General features: G+C 51.8%; 9 protein-coding genes. 5 read left to right on the top strand and 4 right to left on the bottom strand.

Annotated elements, in window-relative coordinates; genetic code table 11:
* Positions 1-52: 52 nt before the first annotated feature.
* A complete protein-coding gene (locus tag AC3CB2_RS06610) occupies positions 53-5,317 on the bottom strand; it encodes a beta strand repeat-containing protein (protein WP_352929868.1) in 5,265 nt (1,754 codons plus the stop codon).
* Positions 5,318-5,622: 305 nt separating this feature from the next.
* On the opposite strand from AC3CB2_RS06610, the gene AC3CB2_RS06605 reads away from it, so the two are divergent.
* Together AC3CB2_RS06605 and AC3CB2_RS06600 are read left to right on the top strand one after the other, a co-directional pair.
* Positions 5,623-7,050: a TolC family outer membrane protein gene (locus tag AC3CB2_RS06605; RefSeq protein WP_352929870.1), complete on the top strand. Its 1,428-nt coding sequence runs from the start codon at positions 5,623-5,625 to the stop codon at positions 7,048-7,050.
* Between the two features lie 11 nt (positions 7,051-7,061).
* Positions 7,062-7,460: a hypothetical protein gene (locus AC3CB2_RS06600; protein WP_352929872.1), complete on the top strand. Its 399-nt coding sequence runs from the start codon at positions 7,062-7,064 to the stop codon at positions 7,458-7,460.
* A 9-nt stretch (positions 7,461-7,469) separates the two neighbouring features.
* Here the strand turns inward: AC3CB2_RS06600 and AC3CB2_RS06595 are convergent, their stop codons facing one another.
* Positions 7,470-9,797 (bottom strand): type I secretion system permease/ATPase, encoded by a 2,328-nt coding sequence (locus tag AC3CB2_RS06595; protein ID WP_352929874.1) that lies wholly within the window; start codon positions 9,795-9,797, stop codon positions 7,470-7,472.
* 159 nt (positions 9,798-9,956) lie between these two features.
* Between AC3CB2_RS06595 and AC3CB2_RS06590 the strand changes: the two genes are divergently transcribed.
* Entirely contained in the window at positions 9,957-11,312 is a 1,356-nt protein-coding gene (locus AC3CB2_RS06590; RefSeq protein ID WP_352929876.1) for an HlyD family type I secretion periplasmic adaptor subunit, read from the top strand.
* Between the two features lie 75 nt (positions 11,313-11,387).
* Entirely contained in the window at positions 11,388-12,155 is a 768-nt protein-coding gene (locus AC3CB2_RS06585) for a transglutaminase-like cysteine peptidase (RefSeq protein ID WP_352931737.1), read from the top strand.
* 19 nt (positions 12,156-12,174) lie between these two features.
* Here the strand turns inward: AC3CB2_RS06585 and lhpI are convergent, their stop codons facing one another.
* Together lhpI and AC3CB2_RS06575 are read right to left on the bottom strand one after the other, a co-directional pair.
* On the bottom strand, positions 12,175-13,131 hold the full coding sequence (lhpI, locus tag AC3CB2_RS06580) for a bifunctional Delta(1)-pyrroline-2-carboxylate/Delta(1)-piperideine-2-carboxylate reductase (protein ID WP_352929877.1): 957 nt from the start codon (positions 13,129-13,131) through the stop codon (positions 12,175-12,177).
* 144 nt (positions 13,132-13,275) lie between these two features.
* Complete coding sequence (locus tag AC3CB2_RS06575) at positions 13,276-14,424, bottom strand: iron-containing alcohol dehydrogenase (RefSeq protein WP_352929878.1); 1,149 nt, start codon at positions 14,422-14,424, stop codon at positions 13,276-13,278.
* Between the two features lie 516 nt (positions 14,425-14,940).
* Between AC3CB2_RS06575 and AC3CB2_RS06570 the strand changes: the two genes are divergently transcribed.
* A complete protein-coding gene (locus AC3CB2_RS06570; RefSeq protein ID WP_352929880.1) occupies positions 14,941-16,974 on the top strand; it encodes a hypothetical protein in 2,034 nt (677 codons plus the stop codon).
* Positions 16,975-17,045 lie beyond the last annotated feature (71 nt).

Below are 17,045 nucleotides of genomic sequence, written 5' to 3'. Positions count from 1 at the left end.
GTGTTTTGAACCCCGGTAGCGTTGCTTCCGGGGTTTTTCTTTGCTGAGAACCTTATGCAGTTACGACTACTGGTGCCTGATTTTCATCCACGATCAGCTCCAGCTGAGCTGGTGGTGATGAAAACTCCATAACCTGTACCATGTTATGATTGGTGCCAGCTCCATCCTGATCGAAGCTCAGGATACCGCCTGAGAGCTGGAAATAATCTCCCACATTTTGCTGCGTGATCTCTTCTGTGCCAATTAGTTCCGTTACATCCAGTTTGTCTGCATCTTCTCCGGTGGAATCGTAATCTGTAATCAGATCTGCCACGGTGAGGTTGGAAAGATCGAGTACAAACGTATCGCTGTCCTCTCCACCAGTGAGCGTATCTTTACCCCCCATACCTGCGATTTTGTCTCGCCCAGCTCCACCATCGATTGTATCATCACCATCAAGGCCTTTGATGAGTTCGCTTGTCTGGGTACCAGTGAGGACATCGTTGCCTGAGGTGCCGAGAATAGGCGATGCTGCTGGTTTGATAGAAATGAGATGACTATCCGTATCTGTGTCGCCATCCCCATCTTCAACGGATATGAAGAACTGCAGAGTTTGTGTCTGGTTGAAGTCCAGCCCCGTACTGGCTGTGAACTCCCAGGTCCCATCTGAATGGATGGTGAGCTCTCCTTGTTTCGTGTAGAGCGTAGTTTGTGTGTTTGGAGCTAAGCTGACGATGTGTTGGTTGTTGATGTCTGTATAGACCGTTACCTGCTTATACCCATCAGCTCCCGAGCTGAGGGAGAACGTATCAGTGATGGTTTCACCTTCAGAGACAATAAGCTGAGTATCTGAAATATCCACATCAGGACTATCGTCTTTGATCGAAATGTTTGTGAAACCAAGAGCCGTGCTCCCATCTGTATCAGTCGCAATGATGGGCACACCCAAAATGGTGAAGTCGCTGGTTCCGTTGGTCACGTGAGGAAACTCGGCAAGAAGTGTTGCTGTGATCTGAGCTGTGCCGGTGGAGCCTGCAGGGATGGTTGATCCGGTTAGAGACAGCTGGATGACATTTTGACCGTTGATTGACCCAGTCAGGGTTTGCTTGTCAGCGGACAGGGCCCAGTTGATAGAAGTTACAACAGCTCCACTGTCGTCCCGAACCTCGATACTGGAGGTATCTCCTACAGTGAAGCTGACGATATTGTCAGAACCAGCTGTGAAGCTGAGTGTATCGCTTTGAGTTTCTGCTGTGCTTGCTGGATTGGAGCCGATGACATCCCCGGTGGGATCATTGTTGCCAATCTGCTCTCCAAGCGCGCTTTCATCAAGACTTAGTGCGATGATGTCGCCCCCGAACGGATTGGGGCCGTCTGTGATTGTGATGGTCTGGGTGTCGGTTGTTGTATCTCCATCTGCATCCGTTGCGGTGATGGTGAAGCTTTGCTCTTGCGGATTGTCACTATCCAGATTGGTTGTGGCTTCAAAGGAGTAAGTGCCGTCTGGATTGACGGTTAAGGTTCCCTTCGGTAGCGTGAAGGTGGCGGATGTGTTGCCGGACAATGCGATTGTCTGGTCCACTTCACCGGGGACAGACACAGTTATGTGCGTGACGCCATCTGCTCCGGGATTGAGAGACCAACTGCCGTTCAGAGTGTTTCCTTCGGCGACGGACGCAGGCGTATCGGCGATGTCTAGCTGCGGTGCATCGTCGATTATGTTGACCTGAATGTCCGCTGTAACAGTGTCGCCATCGTGGTCTGAAGCGTTGATGGTGATGCCGTTGATCTTGATTGGCTCTCCACTCGCATCATGCGGGAAGGCGTCTGTGAGCGTTGCTGTGACTTGCACGGTGCCTTGTTGGCCTGCGGGGATCTCAGATGCATTGAGCGCCAAAATGATGGCTGGTGTGCCGTTTATGGAGCCGATGAGCTGGCCATTGCTAATAGCCCAGCTCACATTGAGAGCGGCATCGCCGTTGGTGATGGTGATGCCGGATGGATCACCAAAGGCAAAAGTGGAGAGGTTGTCTGAGCCGGCTGTGAAGGTGAGGGAGCTGGAGACCTCCGTCTCAGCAGTGCTTGTTGGATCGGACCCGGTGATGTTTCCGGCGGCCAGATCATCCTGATCCTGCGTTGTATCAAGGGCAGCTTCGTTGACGGTGAGGATCAGATCGACGGCTTCTCCGGGGAGATTATCTGGTGGTGTTGGCGTTGTACCGTCTGTGATTGTGATGGTCTGGGTGTCGGTTGTCGTGTCTCCATCAACATCCGTTGCGGTGATGGCGAAACTTTGCTCCTGCGGATCGTCATTATCCAGATTGGTTGCCGCTTCAAAGGAGTAGGTGCCATCTGAGTTGACGGTTAAGGTTCCCTTCGGCAGCGTGAAGGTGGCGGATGTGTTGCCAGAAAGGGCGATTGTCTGGTTCGCTTCGCCAGGGACAGACACGGTTATATGCGTGACGCCATCAGCTCCGGGATTGAGAGACCATGTTCCATTAAGCGTGTTGCCCTCTGCAACTGATGCAGGTGTATCAGCGATGTCCAGCTGAGGTGCATCGTCGATTATGTTGACCTGAATGTCCGCTGTAACAGTGTCGCCGTCATGATCTGAGGCATTGATGGTGATGCCGTTGATCTTGATCGGCTCTCCGCTTGCATCATGCGGGAAAGCATCTGTGAGCGTTGTTGTGACTTGTATGGTGCCTTGTTGGCCTGCAGGGATCTCAGATGCATTGAGAGCCAAAATGATTGCTGGTGTGCCGTTTATGGAGCCGATGAGCTGTTCGTTGCTAACTGTCCAACTCACATTGAGAGCCGCATCACCATTGGTGATTGTGATGCCTGAGGGATCACCAAAGGCAAAGGTGGAGAGGTTGTCTGAGCCCGCGGTGAAGGTGAGGGAACTCGAGACCTCTGTCTCAACAGTGTTTGTTGGGTCGGAACCGGTGATGTTTCCAGCGGCCAGATCATTTTGATCCTGCGTTGTATCAAGGGCAGCTTCGTTGACTGTGAGGATCAGATCAATGGCTTCACCAGGGAGATTGTCTGGCGGTGTTGGCGATGTGCCATCGGTGATGGTGATGGTTTGGGTATCGGTTGTTGTGTCTCCATCTGCGTCTGTTGCAGTGATGGTGAAACTTTGCTCTTGTGGATCGTCATTATCCAGATTGGTTGCTGCTTCAAAGGCGTAGGTGCCGTCTGGATTGACGGTTAAGGTTCCCTTCGGCAACGTGAAGGTAGCGGGGGTGTTGCCGGACAGGGTGATTGTCTGATCCGCTTCTCCGGGGACAGACACGGTTATATGTGTGACGCCATCTGCTCCTAGGTTGAGCGTCCATGTTCCGTTAAGGGTGTTGCCCTCTGCAACTGATGCAGGTGTATCAGCGATGTCTAGCTGCGGTGCATCGTCGATTATGTTGACCTGAATGTCGGCTGTGACAGTGTCGCCATCGTGGTCTGAGGCATTGATGGTGATGCCGTTGATCTTGATGGGGGCTCCGCTTGCATCATGAGGGAAGGCATCTGTGAGTGTTGCGGTGACTTGTGCGGCGCCTTGTTGGCCTGCAGGGATCTCTACTGCATTGAGCGCCAGAATGATTGCTGGCGTGCCGTTTATGGAGCCGATGAGCTGGCCATTGCTAACCGTCCAGCTCACATTGAGAGCCGCATCACCGTTGGTGATGGTGATGCCTGAGGGATCACCAAAGGCAAAGGTGGAGAGGTTGTCCGAGCCCGCAGTGAAGGTGAGAATGCTGGAGATCTCTGTCTCAGCAGTGCTTGTTGGATCGGATCCATTGATATTTCCAGCGGCCAGATCATTTTGATCCTGCGTTGTATCAAGAGCAGCTTCATTGACGGTAAGGATCAGGTCGACGGCTTCTCCGGGCAGATTGTCTGGCGGTGTTGGCGATGTGCCGTCTATAATTGTGATGGTCTGGGTGTCGGTTGTCGTATCTCCATCCGCATCGGTTGCGGTGATGGTGAAGCTTTGCTCTTGCGGGTCGTCGTTATCCAGATTAGTCGCTGCTTCAAAGGAGTAGGTGCCATCTGGATTAACGGTGAGTGTGCCTTTGGGTAGCGTGAAGGTGGCGGATGTGTTGCCCGACAGTGCGATTGTCTGATCCGTTTCACCGGGGACAGACACGGTTATGTGCGTTACGCCATCTGCTCCGGGATTGAGAGACCAACTGCTCGTGAGGGTATCGCCTTCAGCCACTTGAGCCGGGTTATCGGTGATATCGATGAGTGGCTCATCGTCGACGATGTTGATGGCGATGTCGCCGGTTGCCTGATTGCCTTCTTCGTTCGTAACACGAACTTTCAACATGTCTTGTTGAGCGTTGTTGCTGTGATCACCCGCTGCATCGAGGGTGTACGTCCAACTGTATGTTCCGTCTGGATGAGCTGTGATGGTGTAGGTGCCATGAGGTGTGATGATTTGGCCGCCATTGGTCACATCAATCCAAATATCCTGTGTCGGATCACAGACTTCGAGTGTCTGGAGCGGAGATGATCCGCTCTGGATGTTCATGGGGCCTGCCGTTTGGGTCACAGCCTGACCAGCATTGCTGCCAGTTGCCAGGCCTGCCTCATACACATCATCGGTGTTACCCTCGAAGAAAGCGGGGCGCACTGTTGGATCAGATGGATCTGCGCTGGAGATGATTGGCTCGTTGCTTTCAAAGGCTCCATCCCCGAAGTCTCTTTCCAGAAACTCTTCGCTGCGTTCTGAGGGGAACAGGAGCGGAGTGATTGGAAAGGAAGGCTGAACGGCGATCGGAATAGGCTCAAAATCATTACCGCTTCCGGTCAGGTCCTCGTTTGCTGGTAATGGAGATTGTGGCTCGTTGTTGCCGCTGGAGGGTTCTGACCCACTGGACGGACCTGATGAGGCCTCCGGGCCAGCGCTCGGTTCTGCATTTCTTGCAGCGGCAAACGCTGTTTGAATCTCCTGTGCAGTGAGGATCTGATTTTCAATCTCAATGGATGGAGGATTTTCGCTGTGTCCCTGGATGATCAGCAGTGTACCATCAGCAAGTGTGATCTGGGTGGTGTTATTGGCTGTCTGGATGCCTGCGAGTTCCAAGCCTGAGGGAAGCAGTAAAACCTCTCTGACCGGGTCCCATTCAACCTCATTCAGCAGCAGGTTTATGCCGCGTGGTGGGGCATCCGGCTGGTTTTCCAGATCGGTTGCAATATCTGGCGGAAGTTCAATGATAAGGCGGCTTTGAGGGGGAGCGGATGGGCCCTCATTAGGTTGCAGCTCAACAACTTGTTCTGAAGAAGCGTCCGGGGCTGAGGGGACTTGCGTTTCATCAGTTCTGATCGTCGGCATACAGGTCTTCCTTTGCAAGCAGGAACAAGATGTTGGCGGGCATTCTCCGAGGAGGAAAATGTTGCAAGGATGAAATTGTGTTGCCGAATTCTAAATCAAATAGGGTTCAAATTTATATATACATTATGCAATACGTATAAATGACATGTATTCGTGTTCGAATTTATGAAGTGCTATTGTTATTAATTTTTGAGCTATTGATATTTATTACACTTAATTGGTTGAGGAATGACATTATATTAAAATAAAGTAAATTAAAGCTTCAGTTGCCCGGTTGTCTTAAGTATTGCGTAGAGGGCGTGTGTATGAAGTTGTTTACGCCTTTTTTCCTTGGCGTTGCTGCAGTTGGCCTGTTGAGCGGAGCAGGTCACGCGATGTCTCTCAGAGACGCAGTGAATCTGACCGTTTACAGCAATCCCGAAATTGGTGAAGCAGTGTTTGATCGCAATGCGATCGGCTTTGAGTTGAAGCAGGCCAAAGGCGAATGGCTGCCGCGTCTTGATCTGGAGTTTCGTGGAGGTGCGGAGTGGGCGGACAGAAGCTTTACCCGCCAACGCGATCAGTTCTTCTATGGCCCTTATGAAGTTCGCGCAACAGGTCGGCAAAAGCTGTTTGATGGCTTTGCGACGACCTATGAGATTGAACGTCAACGGGCGCGCCTTGATGCGACTTCCTTCCGCGTATGGGAGCGTTCTGAGTTCATTGGCTTGAGTGCCGTGCGGGCTTATGTAGAGGTCTCCCGACTTTCTGAGGTCAAACAGGCGGCGCAGCGTAATATTGCCTATCACAGCAAGGTTGCGTCGGATATGCGCGCGGGCTTGTCACGCGGTGTCGTGTCGGTGGCTGATGTTCAGCAGGCCAGCGAAAGAGTGTTTGCTGCAACACTGGCGCTGGAAGAAGTCGTTGAAGAGCTGGAACTGGCCGAGGCGACGTTTATTGAGGTGGTTGGCAAACCAGTGGGGCGTTTGGGGGGCGTGCCAAGTGTGACGCGCCGCATTCCGGGCACGCTTCCAGCGGTCCTGAATGTGGCGCGGCGCAACAACCCGCTGATTGCCTTACGCAAAGCGGATGTAGATGCTGCAAACGCTCAGATTAAGATTGCGGAGGCAGACTACTATCCCAGATTTGATCTGGAACTGTCGTCACGTGTGGGCGAAAACCTCAACGGTTTTCCCGGCGTGAACAATCAGGCGACTGCGCTGGTCGTGATGCGTTGGAACCTGTTCAACGGCAACATCACAAAGAACCGGCGTGCAGAACAGGTGGAACGCGCTGGGGAGGCGCGCATGCGGACGGCACGTGCGTATCGTGAAGTGGAACGTGAGACGCGGGCTTCATGGATCCGGCGGGTGGAGCTTTCCAAACAGCTTGCGATCATCAAAAAGCAGCTGTCAGCGTCACAGCAACTGCTGATTTCTTATGAAGGGCAGTTCACAGTTGGTCAGCGCACCCTGCTGGATGTTCTGGATACGCAGAACACGGTGTTCTTCACTGAGGTTTCTGAGATTTCTGCGCGGTATGCGCAGACTTTTGCGAATTACCGGCTACTTGCTGCTATGGGCGGATTGCTGGAGGCGTTTGACGTTCAGCCTCCGGCACAAGCGGAAGCCGGTTATCGCAAAGTACGGGATGATGAAGAGACAGAGAGCTGGTTGCCGGGTAAAGCTTTGCCGGGAGTTACTGCTCAGTGGGTGCGAGGCACGCCTGTTGCTATGCCCAAGCCAAAACAGTGAGGGAGGGGATTATGGACCTGCATAAGCTGCTAAAGCTGGTGAGTGGCCCCGCGCTCTTGTTTTGGGGTGCAGCGGCATCGTTTAGCATTTGGGCGAGTGAAGCGACAAGTGCGGACCTTTCAGTGGCGACCTCTGATTATTACCGTGGAGGCGTTTGCTATAACTTCAATCTTCAGCATCCTGAGGAGCTGCACAATGAGATCTCCATTCGGGTGCGTGATTACTTTGAGGAGGCCAACACAATCGTTGTGGCCGCTCAGCAGGCGACCATTGTGCAACTGCGGTTTGACTGGGCCTTAGAAACGCGGGATTGGTGCGGCGTGGCTATTGGATACATGAAAGAGGCGGTTTGGGATGATGAGGCCGTCAACCGCTGCCTTTGCTTTCATGAGTACATGAGAGAGTATTAGGTCTTCTGGTTATCCATTTCCCTTTGAGAGGATATGGATAACCTTTTCTTTTGGTCCATCTGCCAGAATGCGGCCTTTATCTAGTATGATCAGTCTGTCGACCAGTGAGAGCGGCGCGGTTCGGTGTGTTGCGATTATCAGTGTTTGCTCTGGTTTTATGGCAGATGACAGCGCGTTGATAAACTGCTGCTCTGTTTGCCCGTCCATCATGCCAGTTGGTTCATCCAGATAGAGCACCTTTGGATTACCCATAAACGCTCTTGCAAGTATCAGTTTTTGTCGTTGCCCTGAAGATAAGTCTCTTCCGCCTTCTTCTATCAATCTGGCAAAGCCGTGGGGGTGCGCGTCGATGAACTCTAAAGCGCCGGAATGCTCGCAGGCTTTGACCAGATCAGCATCAGAGGCTTCCGGACGTCCCAACTTGATGTTGTCTCTGATAGAGCCTGAAAAGAGGCTGGCATCCTGTCCAATATAGCTAATGGACCTTCTTAGCTCAGTGGGAGCGAACTGTTGATGGTCCAGGTTGTCGACGGAGTAATTGCCTGCTTCTGGCGCATAAAGACCGCTTAGGAGGCGGCCTAGTGTCGACTTTCCGGAACCAACCGGACCGAGGATCGCGATGCGTTCACCTGCCTTGATTGAAAGATTGAGGTTTCTGAGAGATGGCTCTTCCGACTGCGGGTATGTGAAGCTGAGGTTCTTCAGAGCAAGCTGGCCTTCATCAATGGTTTTAGTCAGATGTCTGGAAGCCCAGGGCTTTTCTCTAGGTAACTGATTAATGGCATCAAGGCGTTTGTATGCGGCTTTGACTTGCTGGAAGCGAGCAAGGAAGCTGGAAAGCGTAGCGAGCGGGGCAACGGCTCTACCGCCCAGAATGACGCATGCCACAATGCCACCCATGGAAATGAGCTTTTCTGAGAAGAGATAGGCTCCTGTCACTAAGAGAGCGACGGTGGTGAGCTGTTGCAGGAAACCTGTCAGGTTCAATGCCCACGTGGAGAGGGATCTGACCTTATTTTGGGCTGCTGCAGCTGCTGCGCTGGCACTTTCCCATTTGCCCAGCAGCTGGCCCTCGGCTCTCTGGAGTTTGATTGTCTCCAGTCCGTACAGGCTTTCAACCAGTAAGGCGTTTCGGAGTGTGGCATCTGCGACGGTGGTTTCAACGGCTTTCTTAATCGGGAACTGCATGATCAAACCAATTGCGACCACACCGATTATGGCAGCTAAAAGCGGATAGACCATTGGGCCACCGATGTACCAGATTAGCCCGAGGAACATTCCCAGAAAGGCAAGATCCGTAATCGCGGCGATTGTTGCTGAGGTCATGAACTCGCGGATGGTCTCAAACTCGCGCATTTCGTTCAGAAAGCCAGCGGTGCTGCTAGGTCTGTGAGACATCTTCAGATGCATGGCCTGATCGAACAGTCGGGACGAGATGATCAGATCAGCGCGCTTACCAGCAAAGAAAATGAGGGATGCGCGTAATGTCTTCAAAAGCAGGTCAAAGAGCAAAGCGCCGGTGACACCGAGCGTAAGAACCCAGAGAGTAGGGAATGCCGAGTTGGGCAACACGCGGTCATAAACGTTCATTGTGAACAGAGGTGAGGCCAAAGCGAGTAAGTTGATGAAGGCTGCTGCGAGTGCGACGAAGACATAGTCGCGTGCGACTGCTTTGATGCCGCCAAAGAACCAGTGAGACTGTTCCTGGTCCTTTACTTCGTCTTCAGCGCGTTCCGGTTTGTAAAAAGGCTTGGCGACAATCACAGTGCCGCTGCAAAGGGCTTGAAGTTCATCTAGTTTCGCAAGGACTGCTCCACCATCTGCATGGGGTAATGCAACGGCATAGGAGTGCTCATCGTACTTTTCCAGAACCACCAGCGCGCCGCCAGATTTCAGCGTGAGTACTGCAGGGAACAAGAGAGAAGACAGATCGGTGATCTTTTGATGGAATGCCTTCGTGGAGAAGCCAGCGCGCTGGAGTGCTCTTTGCAGCAGATCTTCAGTCAGCTTTCCATCTGCCAAGGGAAGTCCCGCGATCAGGTTCTCCGAGTTAGCGGGCATATTGTGCTGAACAAGCAGGATCTCAAGACATCCTCTGAGAGGATCAATCTCGGTTAAGATATGAGGTCCTGCTGTATCTTCCTTGGGCTGTGTTTTTGGTGAGTTCTTTTCTTGGGGCTTATCAGTTTCAGGCGGGACCTCCAAAACATGTCCTTCAATCACCAATGCATCGTCATGGTCAGAAGACGCTTTGGGCACGTCTGGTTTGGCCTCTTTTCCAGAAGCCTGCGTCTTTTCTTTTTTGGTTTTTGGCTTGGCCGTTTCCGTCAGTTCCAACCTGCAATTCTCCGCAATAGATCCCCGTAGTATTCAGAAAAAACAAGGAGAGTTACCCTTGGTCAGGATAGCTTGATTCCGGTTGGCTGCGTGCCTCTGGAAGTTGTTGGGGAGTTTCTAGGGGGATCATCTTTGCGCCTGTTGAATCTAAAGGAGCTGATGAGAAAGTGGATTGGCTCGGGCTCTGAAACTGCCCAGCTTCCCAAAGGAGCTGCTCAGGTTTCCGTTGGGCTGGAGCATGCTGTGTTTGCCAGAACACGATTGTTGATCCTGCTCATCGGTCTTCTTCTTGTTTCATTTGTTGTTTGGGCCAGTTGGGCTCAACTGGAGGAGGTGACACGTGGTGACGGGCGGATCATTCCCTCGGCAAAAATACAGGTGATCCAAAGCCTTGAGGGCGGGATCGTCAAGGACGTGCTGGTTAAGACCGGAGATCTCGTCAGCAAAGGAGATGTGCTGATCCGCTTGGATGATACTGGCTTTTCTTCTAATCTTGGAGAACTTGTCGCCAAGCAACTTGCTTTGGAGATTGCGCGGGAGCGGCTGGAGTTCCAATCGGTCTGGCCACAAAGGGGTGAGGAGCTGTCTTATACTGACCACTATCAGGAGAAAGCCCCTCAGACTGTCGCCTCAGAGCTTTCTCTGTTTCAGGCGAATATAGAAGGGCTGAAAGGGCAGGTCGCCATCAATCGATCTCGTGTTGCGCAGCGTATGGCAGAACTGGAAGCCTCTGAGAACCAGAAGCGTAAACTGATGGAGTTGCTGCGCCTTGCAAACGAAGAGCGTGAGTTAAAGGCGCCCCTTGCTGAAAAGCAGATTATCCCGCGCACTGATATGCTCAAGTTGCAGCGGGAGATTGGAGATCTGGAAGGGCAGATCAATACGCTTCGGGTAACTGAAGGTCGGCTGCAAGCAGCTGTTGATGAGGCTGAACAGGAGATTGAGAGCCTTTACATCAAGTTCCGTCAAGCTGCCCGAGCTGAGATGAGTGAGGTACAGGCACAGCTGGATATCATTACCGAAACCTCAAAAGGGGCTGGCGATAAGGTCAAGAGGGCTGAAATTCGCGCTCCTATGGATGGCATTGTGAATACAATTGATGTGAGCACGATTGGCGGTGTTGCATCACCATCGCAGCAGTTGATGACCATCGTGCCCGTTGAAGATATTCTGCTCGTGGAAGCTAAGGTCAAACCGCAGGATATTGCTTTTATCCATCAGGGCCAGCAGGCACTTGTAAAATTAAGCGCCTATGATTTTTCCATCTATGGTGGGCTTGATGGAGAAGTTGAGGGAATTTCTGCAGATACTGTTTACGATGAAGTCACCCATGAGCAGTTTTACTCCGTAACTATCAAAACCAAGCAAACGGAGTTAGAAAGTCGCAACAAGAGTCTTCCCATCCTGCCGGGGATGGTCGCCTCCGTCGATATTCTCACCGGAGAGAAGAGTGTGCTTTCTTACATTCTTAAGCCGGTTAATCGTGCACGTGAGGAGGCGCTAAGAGAACGGTAATGCGTTATGGCTCTTCCGGAATACCGGGGCAAACATCGTAGAAAACGCGGTTTGCTGCGACGAAGTTTTATAGGGATGGTGGTGAAAGCCGCCTTTCTTTCCGGAATTGTGTCCAGCATCTCCAGAGGGCAGGCACATACTGTAAAACTTGATTATCCCAGCAAAATACGCCGTCGCCGTCTGTTTTCGTTTATCCGCTTCACCAATCCAGCAAACCGAAAATCACAAGAGAGCTTTGGGCTGTTCGGTTCCGTTGAGATTTCTGGCGGAAACAGCCGGGCTTTTAGAAAATGGGAAGCTGTGCTGCCGGAATGTGATCAGCAGCTGGCTTCGCTGAAAGAGTGCATTGCCGGCAACGTGCGCTGTGCTGGCTCGGTTGACTATTGGTCTCGTATTGTGCGTGGGGTAGGGCAGACACAGTCGGTGCGCCAGCTTTCCTTGCTCAACTCCTACATCAATGAAAGTGCGGGTTATGACCCGCAAGCTGTCGCCGCTGGGCATGCAGACGTCTGGCGTGCACCCTTGCAGTTTCTCGGGTATAGGGGTGATTGCGAGGACTATGCCATCGCCAAGTACTTCAGCCTGCTTGCGCTGGGCTACGCGGAAGCGGATTTACGCTTCATTGTGGTAAAAGACAGTCGCAGGCAGGTTATCCATGCTGTGACTTCAGTGCAGTTTCAGGGGGAGCGGTATGTGCTTGATAGTCTGCGTCCGGTGGCTACAAAAGAAATTGACCTTCTCCATTACCAGCCTTTGGTTTCCATGCAGCGTGATGCGCACTTTACTCACTTCAGAACTGCTGAGATGCGGCAAAGGTTCTGGGCTCAGCACCGTAATGGATAGCAATGCTGAGCCTTTGCATTTAGGCCCTTTGGAGTTCCTTTGAGTTTTCGTAGGCGAGGATCGCGCCTGCCAGATCTTCCAGCGCAGCCCCGACGGACTTGAAGAAGGTGATCTCCTGATTACTCGTTCTACCTGGATTTCCACCTCGGGTCAGGTCGTATAAATCTGCGATTACGTCCTCAGGCTTCAGAGTGCCGTTTGCGAGCGGAATGGTCAGATCACCTGCTTCTTTCATGGCGCCCGCACGTGTATCGACAAATACTCTGGAACGGGTGATTGCTGTGTCATCTGCTTCGCGCATATTAGGGGTGAACCCGCCGACGAGATCGAGATGGCATCCTTCTGGCAGCCATTCGCCTTTGATTAACGGCGCATTGGAGAGTGTTGCCACTGAAACAATGTCTGCTTGCCCAACGGCCTTTTGCAATGACTGTTCGGCAATCACGTTGAGGCCGAGCGTTGCACTAAAATCTTGTGCATTTTGCTGTGCCTTTTCGAAATTCCTGCCCCAGAGGTAGACGGTTTCGATCTGTCTGGTTGCGCAATGTGCTTCGATGAGGTTGGCGGACAGACGGCCAGTTCCGACCATGGTCAGTGTTTTTGCATCTTTGCGCGCAAGGTAATCTGCAGCTAGAGCTGAGGCTGCTGCGGTGCGGCGTGCTGTCAGTTCTCCTCCGTCAACCAAGGCAAGCGGAGCGCCTGTTGTTCCATCGGATAACAGATAGGTAGCTGAAACTGCAGGAATACCCAAGTCTGCGTTACTTGGGAAAACGCTTGCCAGCTTCACACCGAAATAGGCACCCGACTGCCAGGCTGGCATGAGAAGGAGAGTGGCGTCTGCTTTGTCCGGTACACCCATGGTGTGATGGTGCCGAACCGGCATTTCGCAGCCTTCCCTAAACATGGTTCTCAAGGCTTCCACCAGTGGCTGGAAGGGCAGGGCGTCTTTTGTTTGAGTGTCGGACAGCTGCAACATCCCGTTGCTCCCTCATAATCTGCGAAGAGTACTCTGATATCTCACAGGATTACTGGCGGAGGGCTGGGTTTGTCACTTGAGATTTCATAGAGGATGAGAGGTTCCCACAAAAAAGCCCGCCGATTGATCGGCGGGCTGATCTGTTTACCGTGCTGCGTACACGATTTCTTTGATCACGTCAGGGGTGATCTTGCCGTGCTCACCAATGGCCTGCAAGAAGTCTCGCCCCTCAATGATCTGCATCAGTGTGTCGATGTCATTCTGCTCCGTGATTTTTGCATCGGAGAGGCGGATTGGCATTGCCAGCTCCTGATAAAAATCTTCGATGGCATCAACCGTCTTTTCCGCAAGATCTTCGGTTTTCGGTAAGGCAAAAACCGTGGTGCCCATCTGCTCCAGTTTTTCCCGCTTCAACTCAATCTGGCTACGCAGAAGGCTTGGCTGGATGATGGAGAGTGTCTGAGCATGGTCGATCCCATAACAAGCAGTCAACTCATGGCCAATCTGGTGAGTTGCCCAGTCTTGCGGTACGCCGCAGGAGATTAATCCATTCAGACCCTGATTGGCTGCATACATCAAATTTGCACGCCACTCGTCTGTGTCTCGCTCAGAGTATGTTTGCCCTAGTTGAATGAGCGTACGCAGGAGTGCTTCTGCGTAACCGTCCTGAACCAGTGCGCCCGTCGGGAAAGTCAGATACTGCTCACATACATGAACGAATGCATCGACCAAGCCATTCTTAATCTGGCGCTCAGGTAGCGTTTTCATTGTGTCCGGATCCAGCACAGAGAAAACCGGATAGACATGCGGTGAGCCGAAGGCCAGCTTTTCACCTGTAGACTTGCGCGTGATGACGGAGTTGCCGTTGGACTCAGAACCGGTTGCTGGCAGTGTCAACACGGATGCCAATTGAGTGGCTTTTTGAATGCGGTGTTTGCCGCTTGGGATATCCCAATGGTCGCCATAATAATGAGCGGCTGCAGCGACGAACTTGCACCCGTCAACGACAGACCCGCCCCCAACAGCGAGAATGAAGTTAAGGTCATGTTCCTTTACCAGATCAACAGCCTTTTCCAGCGTCTCAAAATGCGGGTTTGGTTCAATGCCGGAAAACTCCACCACAGTGAAGCCTTCCAGTGCGCTCGTTACCTGATCGTAGACACCATTAGCTTTGATGGACCCACCACCATACGCAAATAGCACACGGCTACCTGCTGGGATCTGGTGGTGAATTTCAGAGATTTGTCCCTGACCAAACAGCAGCTTGGTCGGGTTTTGATAATTAAATTTCATTTGATTGCCCGGACAATTAAATTGCGCAGCCTGAATTTAATGCACATTTCCCGAGTTTGAAGAGCCGAAGTGAAACTAATTCACTTAAATAGATGATTGGGTGAGGATATGTTTTCTGAAAGGCGAGTGATTGATGAGGGGGAGTAAGTTCTACACCAAAGCCAGCTCGTCGCGCTGCATCATTTGTAGGGTGTAAGGTGACAACCCTGTTATGATTTAAGGTGCTGATTTGATTTTGGGATTGTTGAAATAAGGTGGTCCTGAAGATATGTAATGTAGTCACTAATCCATATAACCTATTGTATTTTTGAGTATTTCTAAATCTTGATTATTTAACTCATATTTGACTTTTGTCATTTGCGACAGGAAGTCTCTTCCATATTTCTCGGATTGCAAATCATTCTCAATTGCGGGAAGCGATCAGTTTTGCCCTGGTTGGTTCGGCGCATTGGAGGGGGATAGGGGAGGTTTGCTCATGTTGGGCCACATCCTCATAAAGAGATTCCGAGTTAAAGCATGTTGAACAAAACAGCACTTCTATCATTCGCGTCCGCAGTGGCAATCAGCTCCGCAGCACTGGCTGGTTCTCCTGAGGTAAAAGTCGAGGTTCTCGATAAGGTCTTCGATCCGGCTGGTGGCTTCCTGGCATATACCGAGTTTGAGCTCTCCGGTGAGCCATTGGCTGAAGGCCTTGGTCTGGATCTTGATGTTCTGGATCCAAACCTCGTCAACCAGCCAACTGCTTTTGACTATGCAGCCGGAATCGAGAGCTACGAGTACTCTGAAGAAGCGATGTATGCGGTGAACTACCAGTCCAAAATGGGTCCGCATATCGTCAATGGTCCTTTGAATAAGACACGTGGTGGTTCTCTGGAAAGTCTTGGTAAGCGCGTGATTGAGCTGGCTGGATCCGTTGCCTTCCCAGCCGAAGAAATCCCGCTCAACATGTATCCGATCACCTTCCCATATGTCTCTGCTCTTCCTGAGTTTGGGCAGGCAGTCGACACTTCGGTTGTTTCTGGTGATGAAGCAGAGATCCTGAACGCGCATGGAAAGTCCAAGATCGTAAAGGTCGATATTCCGGCTTACTTCCGCGACTACGCATCGCTTGCGTGGAAGGAAGATGGCATGGACAAATCCTTCAACCCGGGTGCTGCTGCCGGCATCATGTTGAAGGACGTGATGTGGGCGCAGGACTTTATGGGCGGCATGCACACCATTGCTGATGATCTGGAAGTCGAAGCTGAAAGCGCTGTCATGGATCAGGACGGCGTACACGCACTTGGCGTTTCCACTGCGGATGGCTTTAACGGTGTTATCCTGACTGAAATGATCAATGATCGTCTGGTCACACTGCGTGATCAGTTTGGTTATGATGGTAAGATGCTGGGTGCGAAGCTGACTGCGTCCTATGATCCTGCAAACGGACCAATCTGGTTCCCTCGCAAAGTGGCAGTGACCGAAAAGACCGAAAACTCAGTAAAGGCAATCGGATCTTTGAAGGTTATCGATGGTGCTTCAACACTGCGCGATACATGGCTGATGCTGTGGCCTTTGGCTGAGATCTATGCCTATAGCGATCAGCGTACAGTGAACACCAACCAGAATCCTGCGTTCCTGGCGGTGTTTGATGGTGCTCCGTTTGCAGCAGCAGCTGATCTGAACAAAGACAACGACCCAATGAATGACGTTGCTACTGATGATGTCTTCTCTGCGGCCAGTGTTCTAACCAATGCAACCTTCAAAAACCTTGATGCGCTTCACTTCAATAAAGAAGCAGGCACTCTGGTTGATCTTTATGACGGCAAGCAGGGCGCTACAGTAACCACCTACGACGCTGCATATGCTTTGCAGGCATTGAACATCTTCCAGCGTTCTCAGGATGCTCTGGCTGTTGGTTACGCTTCAGCTGATGCCGGTGAAAGCCTTGATACTGCACGTGGTAAGCGCGCTCTGGAGCTGATCAAAGCACAAGCAGACTTCATCCTGAAGAACTTGATTGCTGATAACGGTCTGGCCGTTGATAGCTTTGAGATCGGAAAAGGCGCACAAGCCGGGCAGAGCCTTGGCTCTCAGTTTGCAGTTGTTCATGGCCTGACTTCAGCATTTCTTGCAACCAAGGATGAAGCCTACAAAGAGGCAGCGCGTAAGCTGTTCCTGACCATTGAAGCAAAGATGTATGACAAGGCAATTGGCACTTATGCTGCGGTTCCGGGTCAGCCAACTGAGCACACACCATACACTGCCGCTGCAATCAGCGCGGGCCTGCGCAGCGCAATGCTGATCCTGCGCAACAGTGAAGGTGAAAGCGAGCCTCTGCTGGATCTGGCAAGCCTGACTGGACGTTATGAGAGCTGGTTCCGCACTGTCATCAATGGCCGCAATGTGAACGAAGGCATGCAGTTGTCGGAGTGGCTTGGCGACAGTGGTGAGAACGTGGTTGCAGGCAGTGAGGATATCGACACTGATGCAGATGGCGTTCCTCAGGTCGTGCAGGCTGGTACAGCTATGGTGATGGCCGGTAAGGTCAAGGTTTCTGCTGTAAAATAAGTAGTTTACCGAAAATCATGATAGCCGGGGTGTAAAACATCCCGGCTTCTTCTGCTTGTTAACTTAAGTCA

The sequence above is a fragment of the Pseudovibrio sp. SCP20 genome (assembly GCF_057774105.1).
The sequence above is the reverse complement of the archived record's forward strand: the minus strand, read 5'-3'. Positions and strand labels throughout refer to the sequence as shown.

Excerpts from the sequence above, each read along its gene's own strand:
- AC3CB2_RS06610 (WP_352929868.1), bottom strand. The coding sequence starts at position 5,317 with ATGCCGACGATCAGAACTGATGAAACGCAAGTCCCCTCAGCCCCGGAC.
- AC3CB2_RS06605 (WP_352929870.1), top strand. The coding sequence starts at position 5,623 with ATGAAGTTGTTTACGCCTTTTTTCCTTGGCGTTGCTGCAGTTGGCCTG.
- AC3CB2_RS06600 (WP_352929872.1), top strand. The coding sequence starts at position 7,062 with ATGGACCTGCATAAGCTGCTAAAGCTGGTGAGTGGCCCCGCGCTCTTG.
- AC3CB2_RS06590 (WP_352929876.1), top strand. The coding sequence starts at position 9,957 with ATGAGAAAGTGGATTGGCTCGGGCTCTGAAACTGCCCAGCTTCCCAAA.
- AC3CB2_RS06585 (WP_352931737.1), top strand. The coding sequence starts at position 11,388 with ATGGTGGTGAAAGCCGCCTTTCTTTCCGGAATTGTGTCCAGCATCTCC.
- lhpI (WP_352929877.1), bottom strand. The coding sequence starts at position 13,131 with ATGTTGCAGCTGTCCGACACTCAAACAAAAGACGCCCTGCCCTTCCAG.
- AC3CB2_RS06575 (WP_352929878.1), bottom strand. The coding sequence starts at position 14,424 with ATGAAATTTAATTATCAAAACCCGACCAAGCTGCTGTTTGGTCAGGGA.
- AC3CB2_RS06570 (WP_352929880.1), top strand. The coding sequence starts at position 14,941 with ATGTTGAACAAAACAGCACTTCTATCATTCGCGTCCGCAGTGGCAATC.